Raw genomic sequence first — 22,280 nt, 5'->3', positions numbered from 1 at the left:
TTTAGTTCGCCGTGGAACCTTGTTCGCTTGCCGATGCCGGCCCTGAGGACACGCTGACCATCGCGGCACGGAGAATTCTGTCGTGCAAGCGATAGCCTTTCTGGAACTCGTCCACCACATGATCGGGGGGGACGCTGTCGGATGAAACTTGGGATACGGCTTGATGGGTGCTCGGGTCGAAGAGCTGGCCCACGGTCTCGACCGCCTGGACGCCGAATTTCGTAAGGGCTCCAGACAATTGCTTGAGCGTGAGATCCACGCCTTGGACGAGGGCGGGATTTCCGCCATTGTCACGGGCCGCCTTGATCGCGCGCTCCATGTTGTCGACCACGGGCAGAAGTTCCTTCAACAACTGTTCGTTGCCGAATTTGATCTGATCCCGCTGATCGCGTTGCGCCAGCCGCTTATAGTTTTCAAACTCCGCCGCCAGCCGGAGATACTTTTCGTTGAGTGCCTGACATTCTTCTGCTTTCGCGGTCAGCGCGTCCTGGGACCCGGCGCTGGGGGCGTTTCCAACAGATGGGTCATTCTCTAAGTCCGCAATTGTATTAGTGTTGTCTTGTTCTTGGCTCATCATGACTCCTCTACAGCGCTGGAGATATCCATAGGGAAGAGGAAGTCAACGGGGGAAGAAAGAAATTTCTGAGAAAAATGAGAGGGATAAGGATCCGGCGGCTAACAGGAGTGGCCGGAGGTATTGCCCTGAGCTCGGCGGTACAAGAGCTCAAGTCCTTCGAGCGTCAGCAGCGGCTCAACTTTTTGGATCGAGGTCGTTTCTGGAGCGATCACGGAGGCCAATCCGCCGGTGGCGATGACATACGACGGATGTCCCTGTTCCTGCTCGATGCGCCGCACGAGCGCATCGACGAGTCCCGCATAGCCAAAGAGGAGTCCGGATTGAATGCTGCTGGCCGTATCGGTGCCGATCACGGTTTTGGGCCTGGCCAGTTCGACCTTGCTCAATTTGGCGGCGCGGGCAAAGAGGGCTTCGGCTGAAATGCCAAGCCCCGGGGCGATCACGCCTCCGAGGTACGCCCCCTCTTTGGTGACGGCGCAAAACGTCGTCGCGGTGCCGAAATCGACGATGATGAGGTCTCGGCGGTATTTGTGATAGGCGGCGGCGGCGTTCACGATGCGGTCGCTGCCGATTTCTTTGGGGTTGGTGTATTTGAGGGTCAGCCCCATGTCCATATCGGACGAGACAACTAGCGGAGTGCGCTGGAAATAGGTCTCGACCATGGATTCAAACGTTTTCGTCAGTGCCGGCACGACGCTGGAGATGATGGCGCCGGTGATCTGTTCGGGGACGCGTCCGTTGCGTGTCAGCAAGTTGAGACAGAGCACTCCATACTCATCCGTCGTGGTCTTGGGATCGGTGGCCAGCCGCCAATGGGCCAGGAGGGTGGAGCCTTCAAAGATGCCCCACACCACGTTGGTATTGCCGATGTCGATGGCGAGTAACATGGGGGCTATTGTACTCGGCGGCCGTCCATTTCGCCACTCAGCGGAGATGGATAATATCGGCGGCTCGTATGTCGATGAGCGGAGCGGGCGGCGAATCAGGGGAAGGGGAGAGGGGCCGTAATTGCAGCGCGCCATCAGCCGCAATGGCTTCCGCGGTGCCGGTCAGCTCTTGTTCCGTTCCCATCAGAGCGCGTACGCGCTTCCCCAACGTGCGACAGCGCGTCTGGTAGGCCTGCCGTAACCGAGCGGGGCCATGGGTTCGCAGTTCGTCAAGGCTGTGCTCCAGTTCCAGTAGCAGATGCGCGAGCAGCCGGTTCCGGTCGATGGGGTGCTGGGTGTCTTCAGCCAGTGAGGCGGCAATCGGACGCAAGTCTTCGGGAAAGGATGCGTGCGGTATATTCACGTTGAGTCCAATTCCGATGACGACGATGGGGTCGGCGGTTGATGCCAGCGAACTCTCGCAGAGGATGCCGCCGACTTTGCGGTCGTGGAGCAGCAGGTCATTCGGCCATTTGAGCGAAAGGGAGATCCCCGCGACGGTTTGTACGGATTCCGCCACGGCAAGGGCGGTGGTGAGCGGCACCCAGGAGAGCCATTCTGACAGGGCTATCCCCGCTCCTGTCCCTCTTACGAGGATTGAACCATAGAGATTCACTCCAGCAGGGGAAAACCAGACGCGGGCATGGCGGCCTCGCCCGGCAGTTTGACACTCTGTCAGGACGACGGTTCCGTGCGCGGCGCCGGCTTGGGCCAGCGACATTGCTTCAGAATTTGTCGAGGCCAGTTCCCGGTGCAGATGAATCTGTTGCCCGAACGCCCTTGTGGCGAGGGTGCTGCGAATGTCGTCGAGGGTGAGAGGGATAGATGCCGGCACGGGTTAGGCCCGCCCTGTTCGTACCGGAGGCACTGGTGTCAGGACAAGGCTCAGGTTGGCCGCCGGCGCGGAATGGGTCAGCGCTCCGATCGAGATGCGGTCGGGACCGGCTGCTGCCATGGCACGGACATTCTCCAAGGTAATGCCGCCGGAGACTTCAACAAGCGCGCGGTGGCCGATGAGGGTCACGGCCTTCCGGACCAGATCCGGAGACATGTTGTCCAGGAGGATGATGTCGGCCTTGCCCGCAAGCGCCTGCCGTACTTCCGCCAGGGTTTCTACTTCCACGATGAGCGCCATCGTCTTTGGCGCTTTTCGCTGGGCCAGTTGGCAGGCCGTACGGACGGAGGTCTTGCCGCGTTGCAGCAGGGCCAGGTGGTTGTCTTTGATCAGCACGCCGTCGCCCAGCGAGTAGCGGTGATTGGTGCCGCCGCCGAGGGCCACGGCCCATTTTTGCAAGGCACGCCAGCCGGGGAGTGTCTTTCTCGTATCCAGAATGCTGACGGGGTAGTCTTTCACCGCCTCGCAGAATCGGTGCGTGATGGTAGCGATGCCGGACAGGTGTTGCAGAAAGTTCAGCGCAACTCGTTCGGCCCGTAAGATGGACCGGCCATCCCCTTCGATGGTGAGGATAACCTCTCCCTCCTCGGCTGCTTCACCATCGTGCCGGAGCACGGTGAGCGTGAGAGCAGGATCGACGGCCAGAAAGGTTTGCACCGCCGCTGAAAGACCGGCGACGATCAGCGCATGCTGCGCCACGATGGAGGCATGGGCCGGGACCCGTTTCGGGAAGAGCGCGGAGGTGGTGACATCGCCTTCGCCGAGATCCTCGTCCAGTCCGATCCGAACGGCCCGCCGGATCGCGGCGGCAGGGAGGGGCATCATCGGTCAGGCTCCCAACATGGCGCGCAATTGCTGCTCACTATTCGCCAACATCGTCCGGTCGCGGGAGAGACTGTGCACCCGTTCATGATGTTCGGCGATGACGTCGGGCGGCGCTTTGGAGACAAAATCGGCGCTCTTCAATTTCCCCTCAATCCGTTGCGACTCCTTGTCGGCTTCGGCGATTTGTTTGAGGAGGCGGTCCAGGGCCTTCTTGAGATCGACGTCTCCTTCGACCGCAATGCCGACGGTGAGGCCTTCCGTCACCAGGCGCAGGACGTTGGAGGCTGGCCATTGGGAAACCGGCGCGAGAGTCAGCACGCCTTTTCCAAGATGGCCCAGATCCGCTGTCAGCGCATCCAGGGTGTGGGATTTGCCGTTGTCGTCATGGGCGGCAAAAAATCCGATCTGCTTGCCGGGTGGATAGTTCAGCAGCACGCGCCCGGTTCGCAGCAGTCCGATGCTTTGTTCGAGGAGGCGGAAGGCCTCTTCAGCCGCTTCGTCACGCCAATCTTCACGTGGCGCGGGGTAGGGCTGAAGCACGATTGTTTCGCCCTCGTGCGGCAGGGTTTGCCAGATTTCTTCGGAGAGGAACGGCATAAAGGGATGCAAGAGACGCAGCCATACTTCCAGCGTTTCGGAGAGGGTGTGCCGCGTGGAGGGGCCCTGCGGATGGGCCGGGTCTTGGAGCACCGGCTTGATGAGTTCCAGATACCAGTCGCAGTACTCGTGCCAAAAGAATTGATAGAGGGCGCTGGCCGCCCGATCAAAGCGGTAGGCTTCCAGCTCGGCGTCAACCACGCGGATGGTGTCGTTCAAGCGGCTCATGATCCAGCGGTCGGGAAACGAGCGCTCGGACGGGCGGCGCGCTTCTTTTGCGCCGTCGAGATACATGTGCGCGAAGCGCGCGGCGTTCCAAATCTTATTGGCGAAGTTGCGGTAGCCTTCGATGCGTTCCTCAGCCAGCTTGATGTCGCGCCCGGGCGAGGCCATCGAGGCCAGTGTGAAGCGCAGCGCGTCGGTGCCGAACTGTTCCATGACGTGCAGCGGATCGATGACGTTGCCTTTGGACTTGCTCATCTTCTGGCCCTCCGCATCGCGGACCAGGGCATGAATGTAGACATCGCGGAAGGGCACATCGCCCATAAATTTGATGCCGAGCATGATCATGCGCGCGACCCAGAAGAAGAGAATGTCCAGGCCGGTCACGAGCGTGGCGGTCGGATAATAGGTCTTGAGGTCGGCGGTCTGTTCCGGCCAGCCGAGTGTCGAGAAGGGCCAGAGGCCGGAGGAAAACCAGGTGTCGAGCACGTCGGGATCGCGCAGGAAATCCTGTCCCTTGCACGTGGGGCACGTCGTGGGGGCTGATTTTGCAACGATCGGTGTGGCGCCTTGGAGAATCGTCGTCCTGGTGACGCTGACTCCCGATGGAGAGGCATGCGTGGCGGTGACGATGTGGGCCGCATTACAGGACCAGCAGTACCAGGCGGGAATTTGGTGGCCCCACCAGATTTGCCGTGAAATGCACCAGTCCTTGATGTCCCGCATCCAGCCGAGATAGTTGTTGGTCCAGCCTTCGGGAATGATGCGGATGCGCCCATCCTCCACGGCCTTGATCGCGGGCTCGGCCAGGGGCGTGATGTTCACGAACCATTGCGGGGACAGATAGGGCTCGACGACGGTCTTGCAGCGGTAACATTTTCCCACCGCCATCTTGTGGTCTTCGACTTTCGCCAGCAGTCCGCGCTCTTTCAGCAGCTCCTCCACTTTTGGGCGGGCTTTCGAGACCGGAAGTCCACGGAGCAGCTCGACCACGGCCGGATCAACGGATGCTTTCTGCATGCCGGCCGGATCGAGGAGGGCCTGATGATCGAGGATCGCGAGCCGCCCGAGTTTGTGGCGTTCCCCGGCCTCGTAGTCGTTGAAGTCATGGGCCGGTGTAATTTTGACGGCGCCCGTGCCAAATTCCCGATCCACCAGGATGTGGTCTCCGACAATCGGAATAGTCCGGCTCGTGAGCGGCAGGCGAATCTGTTTGCCGATGAGGCGGTTGTATCGCTCGTCCTCCGGATGAACCGCGACGGCCGTGTCACCGAGCAGGGTTTCCGGCCGCGTGGTCGCCACGGTCAGGCGTACGGCTGGATCATCGGCGAGCGGATATTCGATCGAATAGAGCTTGCCCTTGATGTCTTCGTGTTCGACCTCGATGTCGGAGAGGGCGGTCAGGCAGCGCGGGCACCAATTGATGAGCCGTTCGCCGCGATAAATCAGGTTGTCTTCATACAGCCGGACGAAGACCTCCAGCACGGCTTTCGAGAGGCCCTCATCCATCGTGAAACGCTCGCGGCTCCAATCGCAGGAGGCGCCGAGGCGTTTGAGCTGCTGGATGATGGTGCCACCTGATTGGGCTTTCCATGTCCAGACCCGTTCAAGGAAGGCCTCGCGTCCCAGGGCTTCGCGCGAGGTGCCTTCTTGCATGAGCTGCTTCTCGACGACGTTTTGCGTGGCGATGCCGGCATGGTCGGTGCCAGGCATCCAGAGGACGTTGCGGCCTTGCATGCGCCGCCAGCGAATCAGAATGTCTTGCAGAGAATTGTTGAGGGCATGGCCGACGTGCAACGATCCCGTCACATTCGGGGGCGGGATCACGATGCAATAGGGGGTGCCGGGTTTGTCCGGCGCGGCGTGAAAATAGCCGCGCCGGATCCATTCCTGGTACCAGCGGTCTTCAACGGCTTTCGGTTCGTAGGTTTTGTCGAGTTGGGAGGCCATACGGTTCCTTGGTTCACAAAAGAACGGCATCTTAGCATGTCTGCCGGCGGCGGGAAACGCCCGGATTAGCTTGTGGCGACGCATGGCTTGTGTTATACAGTCGCCCGCAGTCTATTCTTTCACCCCAAGGGAGCGATCATGCCGAGAGGACGCGAAAAAGATCGGAAGACGAGAAAGAAGCATCAGAAGAACGTGAAGCGGGTCAAGGCGCTGGCCAAGGCGCGCCGGGCCGGGGCGAAGCGGACCACGAAAAAGAGCTAACGGCAGAGCAGGGTAAGGCTTACTCGGCCGCCGTGAGGCGGTTGAGTTCTGCCTTGATGTGCTGTTCGGCGAGTTCGGGAACGATGTGTTGGATCGCCTGTTCCACCGCCTGTTCCGCAGTCGTCCGGACGATGTCGTCGGCGATGAGCGGAGCCTGTTTGAGCGTTGCCTGCCTGATAGATTCCTTCACCTGCAGATCGATCGATTTCAAGTGGACGTCCACGAGGGCGGGAAGCTGTTCCTGCACGCTGGCGGCGACGTGATCCTTGATCGAGTCACCGAGGCTATTCTTGATCGCGGCGCCCGCGAGTTCCGACACGGTCTCGCGAATCAACGGTTCGCTGGCGGTCAGCTCGTTCTTCAGTAAGGCCGGTAATTCCTGGCCGATCAATGGTTGAATGATGGAGGCCAGTTGTTCTCGGGAGAGGATCTCTCCAAGCTGTCCGTCGAGTTCATGTTTGACGGCGGAGTGAATCCGAGTGGTGAGCTCCCGTTCAATAGCCTGTGGAAGGAGCTCCGTAATTCGCTTTTCCGTGCGCTCGGTCATGGAGGTCAGAATCTGACTGAAGAGGCCTGACATGGCGTCTTCCGGAGTAGATGCCGATTTTGTGATGGTCGGCGTGCTCATCGGGCTGGCTGGATGTTCCATGGCAAGATTCTCCTCCCCGGCAGGGGCGTCAATTCGGTCCATCACTGCATCGTCCTCGCTCAGGTCTGTTGAGGTGGAGTCCGGTGGCCAGACTCGACGCTTCAAGCGGAGGCTCTTGGTCTGTGTCTGTTGCGTCTGCTGGATGAGTGCGATGATCGAAAGCAGATCTTCGGTCTGGACAGGCTTTTTCAAAAAAGCCTTCACGCCCAATGAACGAAGGTGGCCCTCGTCCGGCCGGTCTACGGAATTGATCAACGAGACAACATAGGTGTCGGCCAGGTTGTCCAGCTTGTTGATTTCTTTGCAAAACCCCGAAAAGGTCATGTTGTCGAGATGGTAGTCGGCAATGATCAGGGAAGGATTATTGCGTCGAGCGGCATCAAGCGCGGCAGGACCATCTTGAAATCCCACGACCTCAAACCCTTCCGGGGCTGAAATCTCTTCGACCATCCGTCTCACGGCTGGACTGCTATCGACGACAAAAATTGAGGAAGCCACGAAAACCTCCAATTTATTGAAGTATTACGAAGCTATCATCGAGGGTTCTTCTTGTCCAAAAAAAACCGAAATTGTGCCTTTTTTGACTAGGCTTCTCCTTGGGCCGTACAATCCGGCGCGAATAATAATCTCTTAAACGGAGCGAATGTGGCGCAGACTCATCAGGTTGTCTTCTTCGATGCGGCGGACACCCTGTTTCACATCAAAGGATCGGTGGCGGAGATCTATCAGCAGCACGCGGTCCGGCATGGGTTTAAGCAGACGCCGGAATCGCTCACAGCCATCAAGCAGGCGTTCAGCCGGGCCTTTAAGGATGCGCCGCCCGCGATCTTTGCCTCCACGGAGCCGGCGGTGCTCAAGCAAAGCGAAAGGCTCTGGTGGTTTGATATTGTCCACAATGTGTTTTATCGCGTCGGGATGTTCGAGGGGTTCGATGAGTTTTTCGAGGAAGTCTTCGAGGTCTTTGCAGATCCGAAGACCTGGACGCTCTATCCGGAAACCGAGCACGTTCTCGGCCAACTAAAAGCGCAGGGGATGGAGTTGGGCATTATTTCGAATTTCGATTCCCGGCTGTTTCCCGTGCTGCGTGGGCTGGGCATCGAACGGTATTTCGATACCGTGACGATTTCGAGCCTGTCGCAAGCGGCCAAGCCGGCCCCAAAAATTTTTCATTTGGCGTTGGAAAAACATGCCGTCGATCCCGAAGAGGCCGTCCATGTCGGTGATAGTCTGAGGGACGATGTGGAAGGGGCCACGAAGGCGGGGCTGACCAGCGTGCTGATCGATCGTTCATCAGCCGATGCGGCACCGGGCATTCATCGCATCAGCTCGCTGGATCAGCTCGTCCCGTTACTCGCACGTCTGTAACAGGTTCGGCACCACGTCTTTTGCATGGCCGCGTAATGTCATGTCCACGAGATCCGATTGCGGGGTCGGGTCCAGATTGACTTCGATCACGAATGCACCAGCTTCTTTCGCGACCGAGGCAAATCCGGCTGCGGGATAGACCATGCCCGACGTTCCAATCACGATCAGAACGTCGCACGTGTGTAATGCCTTCGTGCAACGGGCCAGGTCTTCCGAGTCCAGCGATTCGCCGAACCAGACGATGTGTGGCCGCAGAAGCCCTCCGCAGGGTCCGCAGTGTGGCAGAAGCGGCAGCGGAACCTGGTGGTTTTCCGTCACAGCGCCACATGCTGTGCAGCGCACCATCCAAATATTGCCATGAATTTCGGATAGCTTGCGCGATCCCGCCGCGCGGTGCAGCCCATCCACGTTTTGCGTGATGAGCCAGAAATCGGGGAGGCGAGCCTCCAATGCCGCCACCGCATAGTGGGCATGATTGGGCTGTTTCGTGGCAATCAGTTCACGCCGCCAGTTGTACCATTCCCAGACGAGCCGGGGATCCCGCTCAAAGGCCTCCGGCGTCGCCAGGTCTTCCGCGCGGTAGTTGCGCCAGAGGCCGTCGTTTCCGCGAAACGTCGGCACGCCGCTGTCAGCAGAAATGCCGGCGCCGGTGAGGATCGTGACGGCTCGGGCGGCCGCGAGGCGAGCGTGGGCTTCTGATAGTTCTTCTGGGCTCATAGGGAGGGATTTTATCCTACTTCGGCAGCCTGCTATAGTACCGTTTCTTGTGAGGAGGAGTCTTCCAATGAAGAATATCTTGGTGGTCGGGGCTGGGTCGGTGGGTGGGTTCTTTGGGGCGCATCTGGCGAAGAACAATTCCAATGTGTCGTTCCTGCTGCGGCCAAAGACGCTCGCGGCGGTCAAACAGAACGGCTTGACGATTCGCAGTGCGAGCGGCACGTTTACCGTCCATCCGCCCGCCGCGTCCGATCCGCGTGAATTGCCCAAGCCAGATCTCATCATTCTCTCGGTGAAAGCCTACGATCTGGACGAGGTTATGGCGCAGCTTGATCCGGTGCTCACAGACCAGACCGTGATCCTGACCTTGCAGAATGGCGTCGATACGGAAGATCGCTTGATCGCCAGGCTGAAGAGGGATTGCGTCGTTGGCGGCGTGGCCTTTATCTATTCCAAAATTGCGGCGCCCGGGGTGATCGATCATTACAAGAAGGGCGCGGTGGCCATCGGGGAATTGATGGGCCATAAGAGCCCGCGTCTGCTTGCCATTGCGGAGATTTTCAAACAGGCGGGGATTCCCTGCCAGCTCACCGACGATGTGCGGAAGAGCAAGTGGGAGAAGATGTGCTGGAATTGCGTATTCAACCCGCTCACGGTCATTGTGGACGACAAGGTCGCGAAGACGCTGGAGCATCCGGAGATGCTCCGTGTCATTCGCCAGATTGTCGAAGAAGTCTCGGCCGTCGCGGCGTCGGTCAAGGTGCCGCTGTCGCCGGATATGCCTGAGAAGGTCGTGCGCTGGACGCAGGAGATTCGCGACATCCATACCTCCATGTACGACGATTGGAAAGCGGGCCGTCCGACCGAGATCGATTATTTGAACGGGTACATTGTCCGCCAGGGGCGTGAATTGGGTGTGCCGACACCGGTGAATGAGGCGTTGACGGCCATGATTAAGACCATTACGGAAAAGGAAAAGACGGGGCCTGGGGTCGTGCGGATCGATGGAGCGGTGGTGCAGCCCGTGTCATTCGATCGCGCGGCGATGCAGCTGTTGCCCGGCGAGTATCATGTTCCAGATGTCAGCACGGTGATGCCGGGGATGATAGGGAGAGCGATCAAGGTGAAGGGTTTGCTGGAGGTGCCGGCCTTGGGCATCAAGGCGGACCATGTGACGTTTCATTCCCTGGATGGCAAGTATGCGGCGACCCTCACCCTTCAGCAGGCGCGGGACTTCGGGCTGTTGCTCTATGAGTTGGAGGGAGAACCCTTGCCGGACAAGAAAGGCGGACCGTTCCGTCTGATTACGCCGGGCCTCGGCGACCTCTGCGCGAACGTGAAGGGCGTGGGACGGATTGAAGTGCGCGTGGGGAACGGGAAGGATACGAGGCCGCCGAATAGGGACTGCTAGAGTTCCGTTTTGAAATTCCCCAAAAATTAGGTCCAGGGCTATCCTGGAAAAGGCGGAAGTTCCACCCAACAGGGTTTGGCCGTCCGTTGCTTCCAAACCAGTTCCGCAAGGGGCTGCAAGTACCATAAATGGCGAAGGGCGAGTGTCCTATTCCATTGCGAGAGGGAGAGGCTGAACTTCCCTTTCGTTGTGAGAAGTGTTGAGAAATGCCGCATCCCGCTCTGATCGCGAAGCTCTGCACACATCGTAAAATAGCATTGGAGGTGACGCTCATTCTGGAGGCTTGGAGAGCCAGGGGGGATGTCAGTGGGAATATCGCGGTTTCCTGGGTACTTGTAAAAATTACCGTAATATTCTCTCAAGCAGGCCCGCTGAAACTTCGTTCGGTGTTTTTCTTCTGAGGCGTAGTCGAGAAGCACTTGAAGGTATTCGAGATCGAAATATGGATACACTGCTACATGTCCAGGTGGCAGTAGTTGTTGGGACCAGAGGGCAATTGCTCTGCGTTGGCGAAGAAGAAGAAAGGCGATCTCTGAGATGTTCCGGCGGGGTAGATAGGTACGAAGATAGTTGGTGAGCTCGCTTCGAAGATCGTCTGTTTCCGGCCACTGCTCGTGAGAAAGCAGTGAGTCGAACGTGTGTGGCAGTGCATGTGCAATGATCGCCGCAAGATCTTTTTCGGCGGATTCAGGCGTTACTTCCAGGCCAAGATGAACCTTCCATCCCACCGGATCTCCGAGGATATCGCCACCGACACCATCGAAGAGCAGTGAGGACTGCCGGGGAAGCGCTGCCATCACCCGCAGAGCCCATGTATGATCATACGTTTCTCCATCGGTCAGGGCACGTCTAATGCGGTCATCGGCAAGATACTCATCGAGGCTGTCCGATTCCACCACCCGGTGAGGAAATTGAAAGTCGTTGGCCATGGTGCTCGCAAACCTGGCATCCAGATCTCGGTGTTCTTTCTGAAGTACTTTGCAGGTAATCGCCAGAAAATCGACTTTCCGTCTGTGTAAGTCCGCGAGTATGCGCCGGCTGTCGAATCCGCTACTGAGGGGAAGGGCGATTTGAGGTAATCCCAGTTGCAAACAGCGATGCATAGAGGCTCGAAAGACTTCTTCTACGTCGGACACGGCGGTTGTGCCGACCGGCCGCGTTCCTTCCGGCAAACGATGAAAGTCGAACCATGGAATTGTTTGAACGCTATCCGCAGTGAAGCAGATATTGCTGCCGGCCGGGACCCGTCGAATTTCTTTTGAAAGCGTGCGGTCGGCGAGAATCCATGATGTCTGTAGGAGGCTTCTCCAGGCAATGAGGTCAGGACTTGTGTCGCTGGTTGTGAGATAGCGAGGATTGCTGGAGAAGAGGACCGCCTCTCCAATGGTTCGATAATACAAGGTGCCTATGCCTAAATGGTCCGTGATCAGGGAGAGGGTATTGTTGCGTTCATCGATCACCGCCGCAGAAAAGATGCCGTTATGTTCGCGCGAGCGGTGAGCGCCGTGCCAATACTCAACGATGGCCTGAGGCGGGGAATAGGAATGGAGAGCTGGGTGCACATAACCCCGAAAGGCGACGGCGCAGGCCTTAGGTTCGGTATAGTGCGTAAGGCCGGTTCCAGAAGGATGAAGCGGAGATTCTGCACTGGCCAGAAACCAATTGGTGCCTTCTCGAGTCACGCAGGGATAAGTAGCGGATTGTCCGGTCTGCACCAAAATGTTGCTGTGTGGATGCCAGACGCCGAGAAAGAAATTATCGCTGATTCCAGGCAAGCTGCTTTCCGGCCAATCAAGCCGAATCCGTACCGTCGATGTTTGCTGCTGTACGCGAGTCGTAAGGCGCGGTGAGTTCACTGAGATAGCATCCGAAGTTAGGTAGCCAGGTGTTCCGCATAGGTTACATGGGGAATGATTTCTGGTAGAAGGTCGGACAATTCGTGGCGCTGACATAGGAAGTTCTTCACATTCCGTGTCGTAAGCAAGACCGGCTGCACCTTATGATTTGGGTTAAGCGTTAGCGCGACTTCACCGCACTGAATGCGCGAGTCGCCGCCGGGAAAAGGCCGGAAGCAGATGGTTGAGCCGGTAGCCCGCTGGGTCATATGCACGCCGTGTATACGTTGGAGAAGGAGCTGTTCGGCGGTGGTCACGACTTGGGTGTATTTCGATGCTCGTTGTTTTGCTTCAAGCTCGCTGCATCGCCAGCCGAGAAACCGCTCGACATTGTCATGGTGTTTGTCCGTAAATGTTGCTGTATTGCGCTGTTCCGACATGTGTGTCATGTGCCGTTCAAAGTCAGCGACGGAGACGTGTTCGGATTCCACCATCACATCGACAATCCGGTCGAGTTCTACCAAGAAAATGAGACGCCGAAGCAGGCGGCAATATTCAAGAGTCTGATTCAAGGGGATATCGTTAATCAGCAACGCACACATATTGTCGACGACAAGCGAGAATCTCACACCAGGGGCATAAAGAGTTGTGGCAGCTCTGGCAAAGCGAGCAATCTGATTGAGGATAAGGAGTTCGCCAAGTCCCACATGGAAGGAGAGAGCCTCTCCTAGTTGAGCTGTGGCATGGTAGCCTCCGCCGATATCGTAGTAAAAACGGAGCGGCTCCTGGTTGCGAATGGCCTCCGCAAAATGGTGAAGGATCTGTTCTCGATAGGGGGCAACCTTTGTCTTACTGAGATAACAGAAGTCCCGACCGGTCAAAAGGTTCAAAAGATCTTTGGGGTCCGGGGGCGTTTGGATTTTGTTGCTGAGTGGAACGTGTTGAAAGTTTGACATCACCTGTTCGAGATATGTTCGAAAGGCCGATTGCTTTGCAAAGTCTATCCGTTGCAGGGGGGCAACAGTCGGCGGCGTTGATTCAATGAGGGCCGAAAAATGCTGTGGATTATGCACGGGTTGCTGTTCCTTTTCGTGCTCTTACGGGCAAACTTTTGAGGACCTTGCAAAGTTGGGATTTTCCGCCAGTACTACCCTGAAGACCAGTCCCAATAAGGTATGGTTCTACCCCCCCCGAATAGGGGGGATTAAACGATGCGAATGGCCTGCCATCGTTCAGATTGGTACCGCCACAGCAAGAGCGCCATCCGCACTGTCCAGTCCGCGATCATCGCGCTCCACACAAAGAGGATGTCGAGCGACAGCCACAGGCCTGCGAGGAGCGCCAGCGGCACGCGCACGCCCCACATGCCGGCGGTCGTCGCCCACATGATGAAGCGGGTATCTCCGGCTCCGCGCAAGGATCCGGCCAGCACCATCGTCAGTGCCAGCGGAATCTGAAGGACCGCCACGATGCGCAGGAAGCCGGTGCCCAGTTCAATGACGGCTTCGTCGTTGGTAAACGCTTGAAGGAGCGCATAGGGAAAGAAAAAAAACAGCATGCCCATCGAGGCCATGGCCACCGTTGCCAGCCGGTTGGCTTCCCAATTCTCCAGCTTCGCCCGCACATATTTCCCCGCCCCGATGCTTTGCCCCACCATGGTGGCCGCGGCGATGGCGAACCCATATCCTGGAAGGAACGACAGCGATTCGATTGAGAGCCCCACTTGATGGGCCGCATAACTGACGGTGCCGTACAGGAGGACGATTTTCGTGTAGACGATGATGCCGGCTTGCTGAAACAGACGTTCGCCGGACACCGGTGCGCCGATGTGCCAGGCTGAGCGCAGAAGATCGCTGCGCAGCTGCCACTTCGTGCTCACGAGATGCCGGCAGTGCCAGAGGAGATAGGCGACACCCGATCCCTCCGCGAGGCCGACGGCGACGCCTGCGCCGGTGATTCCCAAGTGGGGAAGCCCCCACCGCCCATAGATCAAGGGATAGGCGACCAGCACATAGAGCAGATTGACGCCGATCAAGGCGTACATCGGGGTTTTGGTATCTCCGGTGCCCTGTAAGATCGAGGAGAGGACTTGGAGGAAGATGGTGCAGGGAATGACCAGAAAGATTAAGTTGGAATAGGGCAGCGCGCGCGTCATCACGTCGGGCTCGGCGCCGAGCAGTTCCATGGCCGGCCGGTTCAGGAGAAGGCCGAAGGCGGCGAGCGCGCAGGAGACGAGGGCAGTTAGACCGAGCAAGTGGGTGGCGGCTTCCTCGACATCGTTGGTGCGGCGCGCACCCCAGAGTTGGGCGATCAGCACATTGGCTCCGACGGAGAGCCCTGAGACCAGCGTGGTAGCGATGAAGGCCAGCAATTGGCCGAGCCCCACCGCGGCGATTGAGGTCGCGCCGAGGCCGCCGACGAGGAACACGGCGAGGATGCCCTCGGTTCGCTGGAGCAGGCTGCTCACGGTGACCGGCAAGGCGAGGGTCAGGACGGATTTTCTGATCTGTGCGATGCTGGAAGCCATGAGCTTGTATCCTATCAGAAGGAGGGCAGAGGCCTGCTAGACAAATGTATTGTTCTTCGCTTAGGGTCATCGCATGACGAATGATTCCGCCATAGCCTCTTCGTTCGCGCCTCAGAGGTCGCTCCGGCTCTCAAAGTCAAAATTTCTGGCCGGCCTGCAATGCCATAAGCGCCTGCATCTTGAGCTCTATCAGCCGCAGCTGGCGACGCCGCCGGATGCGGGCACGCAGGCGATTCTGGATATGGGGACAGAGGTCGGAGAGTTAGCGCGAACGCGCTTCCCCGGCGGCAGGCTGGTGACGGCTGGATACCGGCAGACTGAGGCCGCCTTGGCGCAGACGGCGGAGTTTCTCGCTGATCCGGCGGTGCCGGCGATCTATGAAGCGGCCATCATGGCCGACGGCGTGCTCATTCGTGTGGATATCCTGGAACGCGTCGGTGCCTCGGAGGGTGGCGGTGTGGGCTGGCGCTTGATTGAAGTCAAGTCCTCGACCAGGATCAAGGATGTCCATCTTGACGATCTGGCCTTGCAATACCATGTGTTGGCCAGTGCAGGGCTGCCTGTGATCGGCAGCTATCTGATGTATATCAACACCGGCTACACCTATTCCGGGGGCGAGGCCGATCTCGCTGAGCTGTTTGCGATTCAAGACCTCTCATCCGCAGTGCGTGACCGTCAGGCCATTGTCGTCGATCGGTTAGCTGCCATGAAAGCCATGGTGCTTCTGCCGGATCCGCCGAAGATCGAGCCGGATCAGCATTGTCTCACGCCGTATGAATGTCCTTTCTGGGCGCATTGTACGAAGCCGAAGCCGGCGCGGTGGATCTTTCACTTGCCCGGGACCAAGCAGGTGGTGAATCAGCTGGCCGGACAGGGTGTGACGACGATCGATGAGATTCCCGATGGGACGAAGCTCTCGCTGGTGCAGCGCCGGGTGAAAGACCATGCGGAGTGGGTGTCGGAGACATTGGGCGCCGCGTTACAGACAGTGCGGTTTCCCGTCCATCATCTGGATTTCGAAACGGTCATGATGGCGGTGCCGCGCTTTGCCGGAACGCGTCCGTACCAAGCGCTTCCGATGCAATGGTCGAATCATATCGAGCAGGAATCCGGCGGCCTGGTCCATCATGAATTCCTGCATACCGAGGGGACTGATCCCCGCAAGCCGTTGGCAGAAGCTCTTCTCGACTCCTTAGGGACTCAGGGGAGCATTTGTGTGTATTCGCCCTATGAGAAGTCGGTCATTGAGCAACTGGCCGAGGTCTTGCCGGAATGGCGAACCGCGCTGCGCGCGCTGGTGAAACGTCTGTGGGATCTGCATCCGATCGTGCGGGATCACTACTATCATCCAGAATTCGACGGCTCCTATTCACTCAAGAACGTGCTGCCCGCTCTCGTGCCGTCGCTAGGGTATGGCGATCTGGGTATTCAGGAAGGCGGGCATGCGGCGAGCGAATATTATCGGATGGTCTTCGTCGAGACGGATTGGATCGAGCGGGTGAGGATTCAGGAGGCGCTCCTGGCCTATTGCAAGCGGGATACGCTGGCACTGGTCGAGTTGAGACGGGCGCTGGGGGAGAAGGCGAAGAAACTCTAGAAGTGTTCTATTCCGCCGCCAAAATAACCGAAGGTTGGTATATGACCTGAGGACTGCGTGAGGTGTTCTATCCTGTCGCCAAGATCAATTATAGAGGCTCCGGGTCGAGCAAGCTCTGTTTGGCGGAGAGGGTGGGATTTGAACCCACGGTCCCCTTACGAGGACGCCCGCTTTCGAGGCGAGTCCATTCGGCCACTCTGGCACCTCTCCGTTCAACTGGTATGACTGGGAAGCAAGACCCGGGGGAATTGCGACTGGGGGAGCTTAACGTGGGGGCGAAGATTTTTCAATCGGTTTTCTTTCCCTGGCCTAGATGAGAATAGGCCGGATGGTGAGTAGTCGGGCCTTCCTGGAAGCGAGATGGATGTGCAGAGTGCTGGACCGGTAGCGTTTTCATCGAGCGATCAGATTTGCGATTCCAGCTGGCATGTTCCGGTGCCGCTGGAGGCGCGGACTGTTCACCTCTGGGGATTTTCGCTCGAGGGGACCTCCGCTACGATGGCGCTTTGCCGCGAATGGCTGAGCCATAATGAACGGGTCCGAGCCGGCCGTTGTGTGCGTCTCGAAGATGGCAACCGCTACATTCTTGCGCGGGGCTGTCTTCGGGCCGTTCTTGCCCGCTACACCGGTTTCGATCCGTCTGCGCTGACGTTCCACTCGGGGGCGGCGGGCAAACCGGCGCTGGCTGGTTTGCCAGCCGGCGTGGCGCCTATCCATTTTAATTTGTCTCATTCTCATGGACGGCTGCTGATTGCAGTGGCCAGGCAGCAGGAAGTGGGTGTCGATCTTGAACGGATTCGGGCCGATGTCGAAGTGGTCAAGCTGGCGCAGCGGTTTTATTCACCGGCTGAACGTGAGAGCGTGATGGGTTTGCCTGGCGCCGCACAATCCGCCCAGTTTTTTCGGTATTGGGCCGCCAAGGAGGCCTTTTTGAAGTGTAAGGGGATTGGACTCCAGTTCCCGTTGGATCGCTGTGAGGTCACGCTGTTGCCGGATGGGCTTGCCGCGGCGGTGAATTGGAATCCTGTCTCTGGCTCTGTCGAACAGGGGCTGGTCCGGTTTCTTGCTCTCGAAGACGGGTGGATCGGCGCCGTGACGGCACAGGGAGATGAGTGGCGAACGGAGGCCTGCTGCTGGCCTTAGGGGGCCGGCTGTATGACCGTGGGATCGCCTGATTTCGAGAGGCTTCGCCGGTTTCGGAAAAACTCCTGCAGCAGTCGCTGGCTTTCTTCTTCGAGCAGTCCTCCTTCGACCCGTACCCGGTGGTTCAAGCGGGGTTCCGCGGGAATATCCATGAGCGAGCCGCAGGCGCCGGCTTTGGGGTCCCAGGCGCCGAAGACCAGCCGGGCGATTCGTGATTGCACGATGGCTCCCGCGCACATCGGGCAGGGCTCAAGCGTGACATAGAGCGTACAGTCGGTGAGCCGCCAGCTTCCCACCTTGGCTGCCGCCTCTTGGATCGCAAGCATCTCAGCATGGGCAGTGGGATCCTGCCGGGCCTCGCGGAGATTATGGGCCTTGGCTAGGATTTCTCCCTTGCAGACGAGCAGCGTGCCGATGGGCACTTCTCCGACTGACGGAGCGAGTCCGGCCTGTTCAAGGGCCAGGCGCATGAAGGCCAGGTCTTGCGTGCGTGCTGGTGAGGGGCTCTCGTTGGTGGTCTGTTTCCGCATCATACGGACAGGTTACGACTGGCTGGTGAGATAGATCGGGCCTGTTGGGGCTGATCGCTCTCCCAATGGTTCGAGGCTGATGGTGAACTGTTTGACCGTGGAAAGGTTTGGCTGGCGAGTAATAAGACGATGCGCGGTTTCGCCGCCATGGTTGTGAAAGGTGCCCATGCTGACCGGCTTATCCTGAATGGCCCAGATCTGGTAATTCATGCCTTTCGGACATTTGGGCAGATTGTGGGAGTAGAGCCACAGCTTTTGTGTGCGGGCATCGTAGAGGAGAAAGCCTGCCGCGCCTTTGGCTTTGTCCGATCCGCTCAGAGAGATGGCCTGCACGTGGCTTTGGCGAAGCAAGGCCGCCAGTTCGGTTTCCGGTGCGTGGGCAGCCTGGGGCATGTGGGTGCGAGTGACCAATTGGACCCGCAGATCTTCGAGCTCAGCCTCCCGCTGGGTCAATTGCTCTTTTAATTCTGTGGTTTCCGTGCGCTGCTGGGCCCTCTCGGATTTCAGGCGGTCGATGGTCTGTTCACGCTCCCGCAGTTGTTGTTGGATCAAGGCCAGTTTTGCGGCCTGCTCCTGTGAGGCGGTTTGCAGGGCCTGGAGCTTGGCGGAGCCGTCCGTCATGGCGGTATAGGAGTTCCAGGCGAAATAGACGCTGGTGGCCAACATGCCGAGCACTGCCAATCCGAGTCCCCATCGCAGAGACCATGAAGAAGCGGAGGATTCCGGTGGAAAGAGATGGTTCATCCATTCGCCCGGCTCAAGGCTCGGTCTGGAGGTCTGTTTCTCGGTTGCGGCGTCCTCCATCAGGGGGGCGGTGCGGGCGGCCATGATTTTGGCTTTCAGCGTGCGGGGGGGCGGTGTGCTCTGCAACCCAAAGGGGAGTACGGCAGCGACGGCCTGATATTCCTTGAGCGCGGTGTGGCAGGATACGCAGCCTGAGAGAAGATGCGTTTCGAGCGCCTGGCGTTCCGGACGCTCCAGGGCCCCGGCGGCATAGAGCGGAACGGCTTCCTCAAGTTCTTCGTGTGTCATAGGTGCTCACCCTGTTCCCAGCAATGGCGCAAGGACTCCCGGAGTTTGGTCATGCCCAGTTTAATGCGGGTCTTGACCGTGCCGAGCGGCTGATTGAGCTTGGCGGCGATTTCCACGTGCGATAAGCCCTCATAGTAAGCCAATTCAAGCGCCTCTTGCTGCGCGGGTGGGAGCGCTGCCAGCGCGCCCATCACCAGCGTGCGGACCTCCTGATCCGCCTGCGCCTCAAAGGGCGTGGGGCCGCGATCCGGGACGTGGCTGGCGCCATCGAGCGGCGCGCCCATGGACTGCGGACCTCGCGCACTGCGGGCGCGGAGGCGATCCACCGCCCGGCTTCTGGTTAAGGTGACCAGCCAGGCGAGCGGGGTGCCGCGTCCGACATCATACCGGGACACCTTGCGCCAGACTTCGAGATAGACGTCTTGCAGGAGTTCGGCGGCATCCTCTTTATTGCCGAGCATGCGGAGCGCCAGGCTGTACAAGAGCGCGCTCGATTGATCGTAGAGCTGGCTAAATGCCTGCACGTCTCCCTTGACCACTCGGGCAAGAAGCGCTGGGTCAATGGTGGATGCGGCCTGCTGTGACGGTGTGTCCATCGTAACGGATGCGATGTGTGATGATTCGGTCTTCAAGACTCAAACCCGTCACAACTATAACACTCTACGGACGAATCCGGCAAAAAGATGTGCCGGAAACTCCGCGGGAACACAGAGGAATATTGGAGAGGGACGGGGGCGATCCGGCTCAGACGGGGAGCAGCGACTCCAGAATCTTCGCTGCCTCGGCGGCCCCGGCTGCGTCGGGTGGCCGGTGGATGGGCTGTGGCAGAGCCAGGGCCTTGTGCAGCGCGGCTTCCCATTGGGCCTGTTCGAAGTCTTCCCCGGCCAGTTCCACACCTCTTCCATAACGATGCAGATACTCGACGATGGGCTGCTCGTCGGCAAAGCTGTAGCGCCGGACATAGACGACGGGTGTGTTGATGGCCACCGATTCGATGATGGTGCCATAGCCGGGTTTGGTCATGACGGCATCAACGGACGAGAGCAGGGTGCTGAAGGGCATGGGGATTTCAGCGATCGAATGGACGCGGATGGATCCAGGGGGGACGGGGCCCGCGATCAGAAAGTGAAGGCCGGCCATCGACTCCATTCGAGCAAACGGCAGCGATTCGAGGGGGATGCCTCCGAAGGCGATCAGAATAAGCGCGTCTTGTTGTTCGATCTGCAACAGCTTGCGCAGCCTGGTCCGTTCCGGAGGAAGAGGGGCCGCAATCGGGCTGATGTCTGTCGCCGTGGGAAAGGCGCGCATCGGCAGGCCCGGTGCAATTCTCAAGAGTAATGAGGCTTGTGCGTAGGCATGGCTGATCTGTTCGAGGAGCGCGTGCTGCCAGGGTTCATTCGGAGACAGGTGTTCTAGCAGCACATCGTCCCAGCTCAGGCTGGCTACAGCGATGGTGGGCAGGCCGGCTGCGGCTCCTGCCGCCATGGCGAGATAGGGGATGTTGCCAATGACGAGATCCGCGCGGGCCTGTTCGATCGCCGCAATTTCCTCGCGCAGCCGGTGGTCCCACGTGCCGTGAAAGGCTCGATGGGCCTGCCAGGTGGCCGGCCAATCCATCGTGATCGGCCCTTGTTGGATGCAGCCGATATCTTGCTCGCAGGGGCTGAGTTCCCATTCGACCGTGAGGCGGTCTGCGAAAAACGCGCGCGACACGTTAGTGCGCAAGACGACCCGGACGCCGGGTCTGCGGCGGCCCAAGGCATTCAAGACCGGGATGACCTGCGCGGCATGGCCGTAGCCATGGGCTGAGATGGCCGACCAAATAAGCGGCATGTAGGGTGACTCGTTGGAGGGTTAGCTGTTGGAGTAGTCGGATTCCAAGGGGGCGATGTTGTATTCCAGTTCGAGGTCGAATTCCTCGACGAGTTGATTGAACGCCTTCGCCCCCATATCCGAGCGGACTTCGTTCATCACCAGATCGATGGCCGCCGCCGCGTGTGCGCCGTACTGCGCAATGGCCGATTCGATCCGCTGTTTCGCTGTGTCGAGTGTCATGCTGCGGTCTCCTTCGTTAGCGCAAGCCTTGGAGCATCATCTGCATCTCCGGCACCAGGTCGCGGCCACCGTTGGCGCGTCCGGATGTGGAGGCGTCGATCCCGCCTTTCAGCACTGGCTTGGCCTCTTCGGGCCGTCCCAGGCCGATGAGAGCCCGGGCCAGCGCCAAATGCGAGGCCACATGGACAGGGTCGAGCTGCACGGCGACGCGCAGATGCTCCACGGCCTCTTCGAGGTTTCCACCTTCCTGAATGATTTTATTGCCCAGGCCATACCGGCCGAGAAATCCGTTGGGGTTCTTGGCGACCATCTGGCGAAATGCGTCGATGTCCATCGGTGCTCCTTGTATGAAGGCGCATCATAGCATTAGCGCAGGGAGACAGACCAGCCTGGTGGGCTGGTCTTGGGGCGAGGCGGAGTTCGGTTATCGCATGTCGGCTGTGCCGGATGTCGAGATGGAGAGGACCGCCGGTGTCCGGTGCTTCGATTTCACGCTGACCGCATAGATGGATCGTTCGCTGACTGGGGCGCTGCTGGCGTTGTAGAACGCCGTGTCCTTGACGAGTTGTTCCATGATGTCCGTGATGCCGGTTTCGAGGACATGCCCTTTCAGTTCTGTGATCATGCTGGGGCTGGCGGCGAAGAGGTTGTAGCGAGCCGTGCCGTTGGAAGAGGCTGTATAGGTTTTGACGGTGCCGTCCCACCGTTCGAGCTCCAGGGTCAAGTGCGTGCCGTAGTCGTAGTGCAATTCCATTACCGGAGCGAGCAGAAACATCGAGGTGCCGATGATGACGCCTTTCCAGGCGGCTTCCCCGGGATGCGAATCGATCGTGTCGTTGACGGACAGGCGCGCGACAATGGCTTTGCCGGTGGCCGGAGCCGTATCGAACAGTGAGAGTTGCGAAAACAGGCTGAGGTCTTGGAGCGCGCTCAGGAAACGGCGTTCCAGATCGGAAGATGGATTCTGCGGCGATCCGTTGTGGCTGATCTTGACGGCATCCAGAATCAGCGGGACGCGTTCGCTGCTCGCGATGGAGAGGGATGCCGGCGAGGGGCCGGCTTCCGCGGCCGGTTTCACGTCGATCCAGCGTGAGCAGCCGGTGGTGGCCATGCCGATGAGCAGCAGCAATCCAAGGAGACGTGAGGGTGATGTGTGTGCCACGATG

General features: G+C 59.1%; 22 protein-coding genes and 1 tRNA gene. 5 read left to right on the top strand and 18 right to left on the bottom strand.

The annotated features are described in order from the left end of the window. Position 1 precedes the first annotated feature (1 nt). From grpE to RI101_07315, 5 genes are all read right to left on the bottom strand, one after another. Positions 2–577: a nucleotide exchange factor GrpE gene (gene grpE, locus RI101_07335; protein MEC4889859.1), complete on the bottom strand. Its 576-nt coding sequence runs from the start codon at positions 575–577 to the stop codon at positions 2–4. Between the two features lie 98 nt (positions 578–675). Further along, complete coding sequence (locus RI101_07330; protein MEC4889858.1) at positions 676–1,464, bottom strand: type III pantothenate kinase; 789 nt, start codon at positions 1,462–1,464, stop codon at positions 676–678. A gap of 37 nt (positions 1,465–1,501) precedes the next feature. Then, a complete protein-coding gene (locus RI101_07325; GenBank protein ID MEC4889857.1) occupies positions 1,502–2,338 on the bottom strand; it encodes a biotin--[acetyl-CoA-carboxylase] ligase in 837 nt (278 codons plus the stop codon). Positions 2,339–2,341: 3 nt separating this feature from the next. Beyond that, the gene (nadC, locus tag RI101_07320) at positions 2,342–3,223 is read right to left on the bottom strand and encodes a carboxylating nicotinate-nucleotide diphosphorylase (GenBank protein ID MEC4889856.1); all 882 of its coding nucleotides are present in this window, start codon (positions 3,221–3,223) and stop codon (positions 2,342–2,344) included. Positions 3,224–3,226: 3 nt separating this feature from the next. Continuing rightward, the gene (locus RI101_07315) at positions 3,227–5,992 is read right to left on the bottom strand and encodes a valine--tRNA ligase (GenBank protein MEC4889855.1); all 2,766 of its coding nucleotides are present in this window, start codon (positions 5,990–5,992) and stop codon (positions 3,227–3,229) included. A gap of 138 nt (positions 5,993–6,130) precedes the next feature. Between RI101_07315 and RI101_07310 the strand changes: the two genes are divergently transcribed. After that, a complete protein-coding gene (locus RI101_07310) occupies positions 6,131–6,253 on the top strand; it encodes a hypothetical protein (protein ID MEC4889854.1) in 123 nt (40 codons plus the stop codon). Between the two features lie 19 nt (positions 6,254–6,272). Here the strand turns inward: RI101_07310 and RI101_07305 are convergent, their stop codons facing one another. After that, on the bottom strand, positions 6,273–7,400 hold the full coding sequence (locus tag RI101_07305) for a response regulator (GenBank protein MEC4889853.1): 1,128 nt from the start codon (positions 7,398–7,400) through the stop codon (positions 6,273–6,275). A gap of 147 nt (positions 7,401–7,547) precedes the next feature. Here RI101_07305 and RI101_07300 point away from each other — a divergent pair, with 147 nt between their 5' ends. Then, entirely contained in the window at positions 7,548–8,267 is a 720-nt protein-coding gene (locus tag RI101_07300) for an HAD-IA family hydrolase (GenBank protein MEC4889852.1), read from the top strand. On the opposite strand, the gene RI101_07295 is transcribed toward RI101_07300, so the two are convergent. After that, the gene (locus RI101_07295; GenBank protein MEC4889851.1) at positions 8,250–8,984 is read right to left on the bottom strand and encodes an NAD-dependent deacylase; all 735 of its coding nucleotides are present in this window, start codon (positions 8,982–8,984) and stop codon (positions 8,250–8,252) included. The genes RI101_07300 and RI101_07295 overlap by 18 nt on opposite strands. Positions 8,985–9,051: 67 nt before the next feature. On the opposite strand from RI101_07295, the gene RI101_07290 reads away from it, so the two are divergent. After that, the gene (locus RI101_07290; protein ID MEC4889850.1) at positions 9,052–10,395 is read left to right on the top strand and encodes a 2-dehydropantoate 2-reductase; all 1,344 of its coding nucleotides are present in this window, start codon (positions 9,052–9,054) and stop codon (positions 10,393–10,395) included. 38 nt (positions 10,396–10,433) lie between these two features. On the opposite strand, the gene RI101_07285 is transcribed toward RI101_07290, so the two are convergent. From RI101_07285 to RI101_07275, 3 genes are all read right to left on the bottom strand, one after another. Beyond that, positions 10,434–12,251 carry a hypothetical protein gene (locus tag RI101_07285; protein MEC4889849.1) on the bottom strand — a complete coding sequence of 606 codons (1,818 nt, stop codon included), beginning with the start codon at positions 12,249–12,251 and terminating at the stop codon, positions 10,434–10,436. A 17-nt stretch (positions 12,252–12,268) separates the two neighbouring features. After that, entirely contained in the window at positions 12,269–13,303 is a 1,035-nt protein-coding gene (locus RI101_07280) for a hypothetical protein (protein MEC4889848.1), read from the bottom strand. A 131-nt stretch (positions 13,304–13,434) separates the two neighbouring features. Beyond that, positions 13,435–14,757, bottom strand: coding sequence for an MATE family efflux transporter (locus RI101_07275; GenBank protein ID MEC4889847.1), 1,323 nt, complete (start codon positions 14,755–14,757; stop codon positions 13,435–13,437). Positions 14,758–14,830: 73 nt separating this feature from the next. On the opposite strand from RI101_07275, the gene RI101_07270 reads away from it, so the two are divergent. Further along, entirely contained in the window at positions 14,831–16,354 is a 1,524-nt protein-coding gene (locus RI101_07270; GenBank protein ID MEC4889846.1) for a DUF2779 domain-containing protein, read from the top strand. 120 nt (positions 16,355–16,474) lie between these two features. Here RI101_07270 and RI101_07265 read toward each other — a convergent pair. Further along, positions 16,475–16,564, bottom strand: a tRNA-Ser gene (locus tag RI101_07265). A gap of 150 nt (positions 16,565–16,714) precedes the next feature. On the opposite strand from RI101_07265, the gene RI101_07260 reads away from it, so the two are divergent. Further along, on the top strand, positions 16,715–17,497 hold the full coding sequence (locus RI101_07260) for a 4'-phosphopantetheinyl transferase superfamily protein (protein MEC4889845.1): 783 nt from the start codon (positions 16,715–16,717) through the stop codon (positions 17,495–17,497). Here RI101_07260 and tadA read toward each other — a convergent pair. The 7 genes from tadA to RI101_07225 all read right to left on the bottom strand — a co-directional run bounded on the left by tadA (position 17,494) and on the right by RI101_07225 (position 22,276). Next, positions 17,494–18,030: a tRNA adenosine(34) deaminase TadA gene (gene tadA / locus RI101_07255; GenBank protein MEC4889844.1), complete on the bottom strand. Its 537-nt coding sequence runs from the start codon at positions 18,028–18,030 to the stop codon at positions 17,494–17,496. The two genes, RI101_07260 and tadA, sit on opposite strands and share 4 nt — an antisense overlap. Positions 18,031–18,039: 9 nt before the next feature. Beyond that, positions 18,040–19,059: an anti-sigma factor gene (locus tag RI101_07250; protein ID MEC4889843.1), complete on the bottom strand. Its 1,020-nt coding sequence runs from the start codon at positions 19,057–19,059 to the stop codon at positions 18,040–18,042. Further along, a complete protein-coding gene (locus tag RI101_07245; protein MEC4889842.1) occupies positions 19,056–19,655 on the bottom strand; it encodes a sigma-70 family RNA polymerase sigma factor in 600 nt (199 codons plus the stop codon). Before RI101_07245 ends, RI101_07250 begins: the two co-directional genes overlap by 4 nt. 148 nt (positions 19,656–19,803) lie before the next feature. After that, positions 19,804–20,892: a hypothetical protein gene (locus tag RI101_07240; protein MEC4889841.1), complete on the bottom strand. Its 1,089-nt coding sequence runs from the start codon at positions 20,890–20,892 to the stop codon at positions 19,804–19,806. A gap of 21 nt (positions 20,893–20,913) precedes the next feature. Then, positions 20,914–21,114: a hypothetical protein gene (locus tag RI101_07235; protein MEC4889840.1), complete on the bottom strand. Its 201-nt coding sequence runs from the start codon at positions 21,112–21,114 to the stop codon at positions 20,914–20,916. Between the two features lie 16 nt (positions 21,115–21,130). After that, positions 21,131–21,448 carry a tetratricopeptide repeat protein gene (locus tag RI101_07230; protein ID MEC4889839.1) on the bottom strand — a complete coding sequence of 106 codons (318 nt, stop codon included), beginning with the start codon at positions 21,446–21,448 and terminating at the stop codon, positions 21,131–21,133. Positions 21,449–21,538: 90 nt separating this feature from the next. Continuing rightward, entirely contained in the window at positions 21,539–22,276 is a 738-nt protein-coding gene (locus RI101_07225; protein MEC4889838.1) for a hypothetical protein, read from the bottom strand. Positions 22,277–22,280: the final 4 nt, after the last annotated feature.

The sequence above is a fragment of the Nitrospira sp. genome (assembly GCA_035968315.1).
Lineage (GTDB): Bacteria > Nitrospirota > Nitrospiria > Nitrospirales > Nitrospiraceae > Nitrospira_D.
The sequence above is the reverse complement of the archived record's forward strand: the minus strand, read 5'-3'. Positions and strand labels throughout refer to the sequence as shown.